Annotated in this window: 9 protein-coding genes and 1 tRNA gene; 2 read left to right on the forward strand and 8 right to left on the reverse strand. The window is 63.6% G+C overall.

Annotated features, from left to right (window positions below; all coding sequences use genetic code 11):
- Positions 1–77: 77 nt before the first annotated feature.
- From ilvC to B2W22_RS01635, 3 genes are all read right to left on the reverse strand, one after another.
- Positions 78–1,094, reverse strand: coding sequence for a ketol-acid reductoisomerase (gene ilvC, locus B2W22_RS01625; protein ID WP_056568560.1), 1,017 nt, complete (start codon positions 1,092–1,094; stop codon positions 78–80).
- A gap of 73 nt (positions 1,095–1,167) precedes the next feature.
- A complete protein-coding gene (gene ilvN, locus B2W22_RS01630; RefSeq protein ID WP_006223608.1) occupies positions 1,168–1,659 on the reverse strand; it encodes an acetolactate synthase small subunit in 492 nt (163 codons plus the stop codon).
- A gap of 12 nt (positions 1,660–1,671) precedes the next feature.
- Positions 1,672–3,441, reverse strand: coding sequence for an acetolactate synthase 3 catalytic subunit (locus tag B2W22_RS01635; protein WP_279971975.1), 1,770 nt, complete (start codon positions 3,439–3,441; stop codon positions 1,672–1,674).
- 417 nt (positions 3,442–3,858) lie between these two features.
- Here B2W22_RS01635 and B2W22_RS01640 point away from each other — a divergent pair, with 417 nt between their 5' ends.
- A complete protein-coding gene (locus B2W22_RS01640) occupies positions 3,859–6,084 on the forward strand; it encodes an FUSC family protein (protein ID WP_175123111.1) in 2,226 nt (741 codons plus the stop codon).
- Positions 6,085–6,207: 123 nt separating this feature from the next.
- Here the strand turns inward: B2W22_RS01640 and yaaA are convergent, their stop codons facing one another.
- The 3 genes from yaaA to B2W22_RS01655 form a co-directional block, all read right to left on the reverse strand.
- Positions 6,208–6,981: a peroxide stress protein YaaA gene (gene yaaA, locus B2W22_RS01645; protein ID WP_175184162.1), complete on the reverse strand. Its 774-nt coding sequence runs from the start codon at positions 6,979–6,981 to the stop codon at positions 6,208–6,210.
- A 15-nt stretch (positions 6,982–6,996) separates the two neighbouring features.
- On the reverse strand, positions 6,997–7,779 hold the full coding sequence (locus B2W22_RS01650) for a 3-hydroxybutyrate dehydrogenase (protein WP_175137238.1): 783 nt from the start codon (positions 7,777–7,779) through the stop codon (positions 6,997–6,999).
- Between the two features lie 99 nt (positions 7,780–7,878).
- The gene (locus tag B2W22_RS01655) at positions 7,879–9,114 is read right to left on the reverse strand and encodes a cation:proton antiporter (protein ID WP_175184160.1); all 1,236 of its coding nucleotides are present in this window, start codon (positions 9,112–9,114) and stop codon (positions 7,879–7,881) included.
- Positions 9,115–9,349: 235 nt separating this feature from the next.
- Between B2W22_RS01655 and B2W22_RS01660 the strand changes: the two genes are divergently transcribed.
- Positions 9,350–9,440, forward strand: a tRNA-Ser gene (locus B2W22_RS01660).
- A gap of 75 nt (positions 9,441–9,515) precedes the next feature.
- Here B2W22_RS01660 and B2W22_RS01665 read toward each other — a convergent pair.
- Together B2W22_RS01665 and B2W22_RS01670 are read right to left on the reverse strand one after the other, a co-directional pair.
- Complete coding sequence (locus tag B2W22_RS01665) at positions 9,516–11,132, reverse strand: methyl-accepting chemotaxis protein (protein ID WP_281359591.1); 1,617 nt, start codon at positions 11,130–11,132, stop codon at positions 9,516–9,518.
- 371 nt (positions 11,133–11,503) lie between these two features.
- A complete protein-coding gene (locus tag B2W22_RS01670) occupies positions 11,504–12,121 on the reverse strand; it encodes a flavin reductase family protein (RefSeq protein WP_175123116.1) in 618 nt (205 codons plus the stop codon).
- Between the last annotated feature and the right edge of the window lies 1 nt (position 12,122).

Raw genomic sequence — 12,122 nt, forward strand, 5'->3', positions numbered from 1 at the left:
GAAAAAAGCGGCATGCCCATGAAAGGCATGCCGCTTCGATCCTGACGGGCGGGGCCGCGCCCCGCCTGCCGTGGGGATCAGTTCTTGGACTTGTCCACCAGCTTGTTGGCGGCGATCCAGGGCATCATGGCGCGCAGCTTGCCGCCCACTTGCTCGATCTGCGATTCCGCGTTGATGCGGCGGCGCGAGGTCAGGGTCGGGGCGCCGGCGGCGTTTTCCAGGATGAACTTCTTGGCGTATTCGCCGGTCTGGATGTCCGTCAGGCACTGGCGCATGGCCTTGCGGGTTTCGTCCGTGACGATCTTCGGGCCCGTTTCGTACTCGCCGAATTCGGCGTTGTTCGAAATCGAGTAGTTCATGTTGGCGATGCCGCCTTCGTAGATCAGGTCGACGATCAGCTTCAGTTCGTGCAGGCACTCGAAGTAAGCCATTTCGGGCGCGTAGCCGGCTTCCACCAGCGTGTCGAAACCGGCCTTGATCAGTTCGACGGTACCGCCGCACAGCACGGCCTGTTCGCCGAACAGGTCGGTTTCGGTTTCTTCGCGGAAGTTGGTTTCGATGATGCCGGCACGGCCGCCGCCGTTGGCGCTGGCGTACGACAGGGCCACGTCACGCGCGGCGCCCGACTTGTCCTGGTACACGGCCACCAGGTGGGGCACGCCGCCACCCTGCTTGTACGTGTTGCGCACCGTGTGGCCGGGGGCCTTCGGGGCGATCATGATGACGTCGATGTCTTCGCGCGGCACGACCTGGCCGTAGTGCACGTTGAAACCGTGGGCAAACGCCAGGGCGGCGCCCGCCTTGATGTTGCCGTGGACTTCGTTGTTGTAGACCGAAGCGATGTTCTCGTCGGGCAGCAGCATCATGACGATGTCGGCCGACTTGACGGCTTCCGCGACTTCCTTGACTTCCAGGCCGGCGTTGGCGGCCTTGTTCCACGAGGCGCCGCCCTTGCGCAGGCCGACGATGACCTTCACGCCCGACTCATGCAGGTTCAGCGCGTGCGCGTGACCTTGCGAACCGTAGCCGATGATGGCAACGGTCTTGCCTTTGATGAGGGACAGATCGCAGTCTTTGTCGTAGAAAACTTTCATGTTGTGCTCCAGATTCCAGTATTTGGATATTCGTTTGATTCAGATGTAGGGTGAGGCAGGCCTGGAAGGCCGGTCAAATCTTCAAAATCCGTTCACCGCGTCCGATGCCGGACACGCCGGTGCGCACGGTTTCAAGGATGGCACTGCGGTCCAGGGCCTCGAGGAAGGCCTGTACTTTTTCCTGCACCCCGGTCAATTCGATGGTGTAGGACTTGTCGGTGACGTCGATGATGCGGCCGCGGAAGATATCCGCCATGCGCTTCATTTCCTCGCGTTCCTTGCCGACGGCGCGCACCTTCACGAGCATCAGCTCGCGCTCGATGTGGGCGCCTTCGGTCAGGTCCACCACCTTCACGACATCGACCAGGCGGTTCAAATGCTTGGTGATCTGTTCGATGACCTCGTCCGAACCGGTCGTGACGATGGTCATGCGCGACAGCGTGGAATCCTCGGTGGGCGCCACGGTCAGGGTTTCGATGTTGTAGCCCCGCGCCGAAAACAGGCCCACCACGCGCGACAGCGCGCCGGGTTCGTTTTCGAGGAGGACGGAAATCACGTGCTTCATTGCGGGGCCTCCTTACAGGTCTTCAGAGCCGAGCAGCATTTCAGTCAGCCCGCGGCCGGCCTTGACCATCGGCCACACGTTTTCGGTGCGGTCGGTGATGAAGTCCAGGAAGACCAGGCGCTCCTTGTGCTTGCCAAACGCTTCGCGCAGCGCCGGTTCGACGTCGGCGGGACGCTCGATGCGCAAGCCCACGTGACCATAGGCCTCGGCGACCTTGACGAAATCGGGCAGCGAATCCATGTACGACTCGGAATAACGCGAGCCGTAGTCGATCTGTTGCCATTGGCGCACCATGCCCAGGAACCGGTTGTTCAGGCAGACGATCTTGGGCGTCAGGCGGTACTGGTGGCAGGTCGACAGTTCCTGGATGTTCATCTGGATCGAGGCCTCGCCGGTGATCACGGCGATGTCCTTGCCCGGATTGGCCATCTGCACGCCCATGGCGTACGGCAGGCCCACACCCATGGTGCCCAGGCCGCCGGAGTTGATCCAGCGGCGCGGCTTGTCGAACTTGTAGTACTGGGCGGCCCACATCTGGTGCTGACCGACGTCCGAGGTGACGAAGGCGTCGCCGCCGGTCACTTCCCAGAGCTTTTCCACCACGTACTGCGGCTTGATGACCTCGTCCGAGTTGGCGAACTTCAGGCATTCCTTGCCGCGCCACGTCTCGACCTGGTCCCACCATTTGGCGAGCGAGGCCGGCTTGTGCTCGGCGGCGGCGATCTCGAACTGCGCGCTGAGATCGGCCAGAACGTCCTTGACGTTGCCCACGATCGGGACATCCACGCGCACGCGCTTGGAGATCGACGAGGGATCGATGTCGATATGGATGATCTTGCGGGCGTTCTGCGCAAAGTGCTTGGGATTACCGATCACGCGGTCATCGAAGCGGGCGCCGATGGCAAGCAGCACGTCGCAGTGCTGCATGGCCATGTTGGCCTCGTACGTGCCGTGCATGCCGGGCATGCCCACGAACTGGCCGCTGCTGGCCGGGAAGCCGCCCAGACCCATCAGGGTGCTGGTGCAAGGCGCGCCCAGTTGCGTCACGAGCTTGTTGAGCTCGGGCGCGGCGTTCGACAGGATGACGCCGCCGCCCGTGTAGATCATGGGGCGCTCGGCGGCCAGCAGCATCTGCACGGCCTTCTTGATCTGTCCCTGGTGGCCCTTGTTGACGGGCGCGTAGGAACGCATCGAGATCTCGCCCTTGGGCGGCACGTACTTGCACTGCGCGACGGTGATGTCCTTGGGGATATCCACCAGCACCGGACCGGGACGGCCCGTGCGCGCAATATAGAACGCGCGGCGCATGGTTTCGGCCAGGTCCTTCACGTCGCGCACAAGGAAGTTGTGCTTGACGCAGGGACGCGTGATGCCGACGGTGTCGCATTCCTGGAAAGCGTCTTCGCCAATGGCTGCAGTGGGCACCTGCCCGCTGATGATGACCATCGGGATGGAGTCCATGTAGGCGGTGGCAATGCCGGTGACGGCATTGGTCACGCCCGGACCGCTGGTCACGATGCAGACGCCGACCTTTTGCGACGAGCGCGAGTAGGCATCGGCCGCGTGCACGGCAGCTTGCTCGTGACGAACCAGGATATGCTGGAATTTGTCTTGCTTGAAGATTGCGTCGTAGATGTAGAGCACCGCGCCGCCAGGGTAGCCGAAAACGTGTTCCACGCCTTCATCGGCCAGGCAGCGCACGACGATATCGGCGCCATTCATTTCCATGTTGTAGTTCCTTTCAAAACCGGCCCTGCAACCCTGACTGCTGCGCGCCCGGATACGGCGGCAACTGAACCCATACCGGTTACGACAACATGATCCGGCGCTTAGCGGCTCACGGAGCCACGCCACCCGGACACCTTGCCGACCCGGCACACGCTCGACAGAACGCAGTGCAAACGCCCCTGGGGGACGCTGGAGGTCGAAATGGAAGCCTTGGCAACACACGCTTGTGGCGCGGCCAACGGCAGGTGAGACTTGCTGCACAACGGCTGGGATGTGACCCTGGCCGTTCGCATCAACGCTCCGGTATCGGATAGGCAGACCGAAGCAAGTGGAGCAATTTACCGCGTTGCGTCAAAGGTGGCAAATCGGCTTTTGCCGACCGTTGCGTGGAAGGTTCGGTCACTATCCGGCCCCAAAACACGCGATGCCCTCTCTATACTTGTTGCGTCGTCCAGAACCGAGCCGCCGCCCATGGATTTACGCATTGCCAGCATTCGCCGATTTCTCTATAGCCACTACTTCTTCGGAGGGGTGCGCCAGGGGGTCGGCATGCTGTTGCCCGTGCTGGTGCTGGGCGGCCTCTTCGGCAATTACACGACCGGGCTGGTAGCGACCTTCGGTGCGCAATGCCTGGCCATCATCGACCAGCCGGGCGGTCCGCAGCGGCACCGCACCAACGAAATGCTGGGCGGCGCGGCGCTGGGCACGATCACCGTCATCATCACGGGGCTGGCGTCCTCGCATCCGGTGCTGATCTGGCTGGCCGTCATTGCGCAGTGCTTCGTCTATTCGATGTTCACCGTGTTCGGCAAGCGCGGCGGCCTGATCGGCTTTGCGGGCCTTCTGCTGATGACGCTGACCATGCACTCGCCGCTGGCGCCGCAAGAAGTGCTGGCCCATGCCGCCGCCACGCTGGGCGGCGCGCTGTTCTATGTGGCGTTCAGCCTGGGGTTTTCGCGCCTGTTCTGGCTGCGTGAAGAGCAACAGGCCATGTCCGTCGCGCTGTTTGCCACCGCCGACTACGTGGCCGCGCGCGCAAACTTCTACGACGAAACCGCCGATCTGGACGAGGCCTACCGAAACCTGATCCAACGCCAGTCCGTCATGACCGAAAAGCACCAGGCGGCCCGCGACATGGTGCTGCGCGCCCTGCCCCGCGGCAAAGGCCTGGGCGACCGCCAGCGCGTGATGATCTGGAACATGTTCGTGGACATGCTGCAGTTGCTGGACACGCTGGTTGCCACGCATACCGACTACGCCGCGCTGCGCCGCACGCTGGCCGGCAACGACTGCCTGATGTTCATGCGCGACGCGCTGGTGAAGATGTCGCTGGAACTGAACCGCATCGCGCTGGACGTGTCGCGCGGTCGCAAGGTGCAATACCGAAGCAGCGCCAAGGCGGAGCTACGCGCCATCGAGTACGAGATCGAGCAACTCAAGCAGCAAGGCCTGGGCGAACGCGACCCGGAGATGCTGGCGCTGATAGTGCAGGTGCTGCGGCGCCTGCGCAATTCGGCGCGCATCGTGGACCGGCTGGCCGATCACACGGCGGCCTCGCCCGACGCCAAGCCCACCGACGTGCTGCGCATCAACAAGTCGCTGACGCGGTTCATTTCGCGCCAGGAATTCCGCTTTGGCCTCTTAACCAGCAACCTGCGGCTGGATTCCCCGCACTTCCGCTATGCGCTGCGCGTGACGGCCGCTGCCGCGATCGCCATGACGCTGGCCAGCCGCTGGCTATCGCCCGAGTTCTCGGCGCACAACTACTGGATCATGCTGACCATCGTCATCATCATGAAGCCTGGCTTTGCGCTGACGCGCCAGCGCAATGGCTGGCGGCTGATGGGCACCCTGATCGGCTGCATCGCCGCGCTGCTGCTGTTCAACGTGACCGACGAGCCCAGCGTCCTGTTCGCCGTCCTGCTGGGCGCCTGCATCATGGGCAACAGCATGGTGCAGCTCAACTACATGGCCAGCGCCATTTTCAATACGCTATTCGTGGTGCTGGTGTTCCATTTCGTGTCGCCGGGCACCGTGTCCATGTCGGTGATCGGCGAACGCGCCATCGACACGCTGCTGGGCTGCGCGCTCGCGCTGGTCTGCAGCTACATCCTGCCGTGGTGGGAGGCGCGTTACCTGAAGCCGCTGGCTTCGGCCGCAACCCGCGCCAACCGCGAGTATCTGCTGGCCGGCCTGCGTTACGTCGAAGCCATGCAGGCGCACGGCGCCCCCGTGGGCGCGGCTGCCACCGACACGCCCGCCGTCACCGATGCCGACCTGGCCTGGCGCCTGGCGCGCAAGAACGTGCACATCGCCTTCAGCAATTTCGCCGAGGCGTTCTACCGCATGATGAGCGAGCCCAAGTCGCATCAAGTGGACGTGCCGGAGCTGAACAATCTGTTGATCCAGAACCACGTGCTGGCCTCGCAAATTACCGCGGCAATTCCGATTCTGGCGGCGCTGCCCGCCACGCCCGAGCCGGTCCGGCAGGCGCTGGACGGCATGACCGTGCTGCTGGATGAAAACAGCCCGCGCGTGCCGCTGGACCTGCCCACGCAGTTCGACACTGCGGGCGATCAGGCTGCGCTGGTCTATCCCGTGAAGCAGATGCTCAAGGCCACGCACATGATCCGCCAGGAACTGCAGGCGCTGGCCGATCCGCTGCATGCGCCGCCGGTGGCGGCCGCGGCGTCGTAAGCCGCCGTTCGTCGATTCGACGGGCAAAAAATGCCAGCCTGGCGGAGATGCCAGGCCGGCATTTTTTGTGAAAGGGCGAGGTCCCAACCAGGTGTCTGACACCTTCCCCCGCCGCCGACTTCGTCAATCTAGCTTGCGGCGAAACACCAGCTTGTCCGCCGACGACGCCGACGCGTCGTACGCGTAGCCTTCCAGATCAAACCCCTGCAGCCCTTCCGGCTTGGCAACCTTGTGCTGGATGGCGTAACGCGCCATCAGGCCGCGCGCGCGCTTGGCGTGAAAACTGATGATCTTCCAGGCGCCGTTCTTCCAGTCCTGGAACACGCATTGCACCACCCGCGCCTTCAGGACCTTCTGATCGACGGACTTGAAGTATTCCTCGGAGGCCAGGTTGATGACGACCGGCGACTTCTGGCCGGCCTGGCGCTCGTTCAGGTAGTCCGCGATGGTGCTGCCCCAGTACTCGTACAGGTTCTTGCCCTTGGGGTTCTCCAGCCGCGTGCCCATTTCCAGGCGGTACGGCTGCATCAGGTCTAACGGGCGAAGCACGCCGTACAGGCCGCTCAGGATGGCAACGTGCTCCTGCGCCCAGTCGAGCTGCTTGGCCGACAGGGTGGCGGCGTCCAGGCCTTCGTAGACGTCGCCGTTGAAGGCCAGCACGGCCTGGCGCGAGTTGGCCTGCGTGAAGCTGCGCTTCCAGTGCGCGTAGCGCTGGACATTCAGCTCGGACAGGGCCGGGCTCAGGCTCATCAGGTCCGAGATGTCCTCGGCGGTCTTGGTCTTCAGGACCTTGATCAGGCCGGCGGCCTGATCCACGAACATCGGCTGGGTATGCGTCTCGACGTGCAGCGGCGAGTCGTAGTCCAGCTTCTTGGCGGGGGAAAGCAACAACAGCATTCAGAAATTCCTTGTTTAGCGCGCCGTCCAGCCGCCATCGACGGAGACGGTCGTGCCGGTGATTTGCGCAGCGGCGTCCGAGGCCAGGAACACGGCGGTGCCGCCCAGTTGTTCCGGCGTCACGAATTGCAGCGACGGCTGCTTTTCGCTGAGCAGGTCGCGGGCAGCGGCTTCCTGGTCCACGCCATTCTTTTCAGCCAGCGCGGTGATCTGCTTTTCGACGAGCGGGGTGCGCACCCAGCCCGGGCAGATGGCGTTGGCGGTGATGCCCTGCCCGGCCGTTTCCAGCGCCGTGACCTTGGTGAATCCCACGACGCCATGCTTGGCGGCCACGTAGGCCGACTTGCTGGCCGATGCCACCAGGCCGTGCGCGGACGCGATGTTGATGATTCGGCCCGAACCCTGCTTCTTCATGTGCGGCAAGGCGGCGGCGGTGCCGTGGAACACGGCGGACAGATTCAGCGCCAGGATGGCATCCCACTTTTCGGCCGGAAAGTCTTCGATCAACGCGGTGTGCTGGATACCCGCGTTGTTGACCAGGATGTCGATGCGACCAAGCTGGCGGACGGTGTTTTCGACCAGCTCGCGCACAGCGGCGCCCTTGGAGAGATCCGCGCCGTCGTAGATGACCTTCACGCCATGCTTGGCGGCAAGCTCCGCGCGCAGCTTCTCGATTTCGGCCGCGTCGCCAAAACCGTTCAGGACGATATCGGCGCCCTGCTCGGCGAAGGCCGTGGCGATACCCAGGCCGATGCCGCTGGTGGAACCGGTGACAAGCGCTACTTTTCCTTTGAGCATGAGCTTTCTCCTGTGAGCTGGCGTGGGGAAACGAAACGGGCTTCAAGTGTAGCTGCCCGGCAAGCCGCCAATCATGCCATGCCCTTACCCGCTGCGGGGTCAAGCGGTGGGCGGCTTGTCCGAGGAGGACGACGGCGCGGCGTCGGCAGACGGCGCAGTGTCTGTGACCGGCAACGCGTCCGTCACAGGCAGGCCCGCCATGCCGCCGTATTTCTCCGGCACGCGCTCTAGCACCTTGATCAGCACCGGCACCACGCCCATCGACACCGCGACGATCACCGACAGCACGTCGCGCTGCTCCAGGTTCACCAGATGGTTGTCCCAGGCTTCGTTGAAGATGGCGAAGCTGAACTCGCCGCCCTGGGCCAGCACCAGCGCAAACAGCAGCCGGTGATAGCGCGGCAGCCCCAGAAAGCGCGCGAATCCATAAAGGATGACGGCCTTCACCGCCAGCAACGCCGCGACGCCCGCGCAGATGAACATCCAGTGATGGGCCACGACCTTGAGGTTGATGGACATGCCGATGGCCACGAAGAACAGGCCCAGAAGCAACCCTTTGAACGGGTCGATCGCTTTTTCCAGTTCATGCCGGTAGCGCGACTCGGCCATCAACACGCCCACCAGGAATCCGCCCAGGCCCGCCGACAGGCCCGCGTAGTCGAACAATTGAGCTGCGCCCACCACCATCAGCAGCGCCGCGGCGGTAAAGAGTTCGTTCAATTCCGCCTTCGCCGCCCAGCCCAGCAGACGCAGCCGGTAGGCCAGCGCCACGACCGCCACGGCCACCAGCGCTTCTTTGAAGGACGGTGCGGAGGTCCCGTCCGACCCCAGCAATCCGGCCGCGACCAGCATCGGAATCGCCGCCATGTCCTGGAACAGCAGCACGCCCAGCGCCGATCGGCCCAGCGGCGTGCGGGTCAACTGACGCTCGTCCAGCAACCGCAGCGCCACCGCCGTGGACGACAGCGCCAGCGACAGACCGCACAACACCGCCGCCTGCCACTCCATGCCCGCCAGATGCCGCAGCGCCGCGCCGAACACCACCCCCAGCAGCAGGCCGCAGACCAGCATCTGCAGGGTGCCCAGGATGAAGACTTCGTTGCGCATCGCCCACAGGCGTTTGGGCGACAGTTCCAGCCCGATGATGAACAGCATCATCACGACGCCCCACTGCGACACGCCGATCATCGTGTCCACGTTCGTGACCAGCTTGAAGCACGACGGTCCGACGAGAACGCCCGCGATCAGGTAGCCCGGAATGGCGCCCAGCCCCAGTCTTTGCGTGATGGGCACGCAAAGCACGGCCGCGAGCAGAAGGATGAGGATGAGGTCCATGGAATGCGCAGAGGGCGGAATGGGGTGAATTCTGGCCAAAGATTGCGCCGGCTGAAAGCCGGATGAAACCCGCTGTGGTCCTTTTACCCGTTCTTTTTTTCACCCCTTTACACAAAAGAAAAAAATCCTGTAGAATTGCGGGCTTCGCTGCTCCGACAACGAAGATCCTTCCGACCAGGGATCTTTTAGTGAAGTCTTGTTAAACCGAAACTTCACCGATGCGGAACCCAGCCACGGAGAGGTGGCAGAGTGGTCGAATGTACCTGACTCGAAATCAGGCGTACGGTATCCCCGTACCGTGGGTTCGAATCCCACCCTCTCCGCCAAGTATTGAAGAATGAAGCCCCTGAGAAATCAGGGGCTTTTTTCTTTGCACGGCGTATTCACGCCGTGCCGCATGCTCAATAAGCGGCCAACCGCAACGACGCCTGCGACCCGCCGGCCTGGACGGACGACACCGCCTCGACCGCCAACACCCGCTCCGCACCGCCCGGCAACCTGAATGCGCTCACCGCCCGCGTCAGATCCGCCGACTGATCCTGCATCGAGCCCGCAGCCGCCGCAGCCTCTTCCACCAACGCCGCGTTCTGCTGGGTCACCTCGTCCATCTGCGACACGGCACGGTTGACTTGTTCAATGCCATCCGCCTGCTCGGCCGAGGCCGCCGCGATTTCGCCCATGATGTCGGTCACGCGTTGCACCGAACTAACAATTTCCTGCATCGTCGCGCCGGCGCGTTCGGCGCTGCCCGAGCCCTGGCCGATCTTCTGCACGGTGTCTTCGATCAGGACCTTGATCTCCTTGGCGGCCTGCGCGCTGCGCTGCGCGAGCGTGCGCACCTCGGCGGCCACGACCGCAAAGCCCTTGCCCTGCTCGCCGGCACGGGCGGCTTCCACCGCGGCGTTGAGCGCCAGGATGTTGGTCTGGAACGCGATGCCGTCGATCACCGACACGATGTCCGAGATCTTCACCGAGCTGGCGGAGATCGCGTTCATGGTGCTGACGACTTCGGACACAGTGGCGCCGCCGCGCGACGCGGTTTCCGAGGCCGCCGCGGCAAGCTGGTTGGCCTGCTTGGCGCTGTCGGCATTCTGCTTCACGGTAGACGACAGCTGCTCCATCGAGGCGGCGGTTTCCTCCAGCGACGCAGCCTGCTGCTCGGTGCGCGAGGACAGGTCGGTGTTGCCTGCCGCGATCTCGCCGGAGGCGGACGCGATGCTGTCCACGCCGGTGCGGATCCGGGCGACCGTGCTGGCCAGGTTGGCGTTCATGGATTCCAGCGCCGCCATCAACTGGCCGATCTCGTCGCGCGAGCGCACGACGATGGTGCTGGTCAGGTCGTTTGCCGCAACCGTGCGCGCGACGCGCACGGCGTCGGACAGCGGGCGGGTGATGCTGCGCGTCAACAGCACGGACATTAAGAGGCCGCAGACCACCGCGATGGAGCCGATCACGATCATCCACAGATTCGCGTTGCCGTAAGACGCTTCGATTTCTGCGGCGCGCGCGTCGATATCGGCGCGCTGCAATTCGGACAGGCGATTGATGTTGTCAATGAACTGGCGCGTCGCTGGCAAGAACTCCTGCGTGAAGATCTTGTTGGCGGCGTCCACGTTGCCTTCCTGCTTGGCCTTGAAGATGCCGTCACGGGTGCGCAGGTATTCGCTGCGCGCCTTGCCAATGCCTTGCCAAAGCACCTTTTCCTCGTCGCTTTCGATCAAGGGCTCGATCTTCTGCTGCAAGGCCGACGAGTTGCGGGTCGATGCCGCGGCTTCCTCGGCGAAGAAGCCTGCCAGGCTGGCGTCAGCACTCTTGGCGATGGCGGTGGTCCGGGTGACGCCTGACTGGATGTTGCGCGCCCAGTCGTTGATCAGGCGTTCCTTTGTGAGGGATCGCTGCGTCAGCGTTTCGACCGATTCGTTGATGTTGGCCAGGCTGACCAGCCCGACAATGCACATGACCATGATCATGGCCAGCAAGATGGCGAAACCACCCGCAAGGCGGGTTCCAAGCTTCATGTTTTTCATACTGCCTCCGGCGACTTCCAGGGCGGTGTGAATGCGTGCTCGGGCGGATGCCTTGGCGGCGGGATTGCGCCGCCGCCAATTCAAGCCAGATGCTCGCAAGCCCCTGGTTATCCGCCCCCAATAATGGTGTCCGTTGTGTCTGAAATTGCCGGCGGAGAGTTCGGATTTTCGAGGGTTCTCGCGACGGTCGAACGGATGCTAGCAGTCCGGATTTGGGCGGCATCGGGGGAAATGAAGGCGTTATTGACGCAACCTCCTCGCATTGCCTTAAAGGCGTCGGCAGCGTTGTAAAAAAGCCGCTTTCGCTGACCGAATCAACGGGAAAATCCAGGCAAGAAAAACGGCCCGAAGGCCGCGGAAACTCAGGTCGGCGACGTCGGCCGCGCAAGCTGGAAGGTGTCCGTACTGCGCGCGTACCAGCCGCCGCCGTGCATGCGGGCAATAAGGCCCAGCGCCGGCGTATCCACATGCCCGCGTTCGGCGTCCCGCACATAGGCGTCTTCGACATGCGCGCCCAGCACGCGCCCGATAACCACAATCTGTCGCGGACCGGTCACCACCGTTGCCTGGCTGACACACTCGAGCGACACCGGACTGCCCTGGATGCGGGGCGGTCGCACATGGGTGGCGGGCAGCGCGGTCAAACCGGCCGCGGCCATTTCGTCCACGTCCGCCGGGTAATCGGCGCAGGTCTGGTTCATCTCGCGGACCAGGGATTCCGGCACCAGATTCACCACGAACTCGCCGTTCTCGATGATGTTGGCGCCGGTGTCCTTGAATTCCCCGCCAGCATGGCGCATCAGGCCGATCGCGACCGTCGGCGGCTGATGCCCCATCACGTTGAAGAAACTGAACGGCGCGGCGTTCACGACGCCTTTGCCCGACACGGTGGTGACCCACGCGATCGGACGCGGCGTGACGGTCGAGGTGAGGATGTTGTAGACCGTCTGCGCCGGCAAGGCGTTGAAATCAAAATGCATC

Source organism: Achromobacter sp. UBA4530, from assembly GCF_002388205.1.
Lineage (GTDB): Bacteria > Pseudomonadota > Gammaproteobacteria > Burkholderiales > Burkholderiaceae_B > Achromobacter > Achromobacter animicus.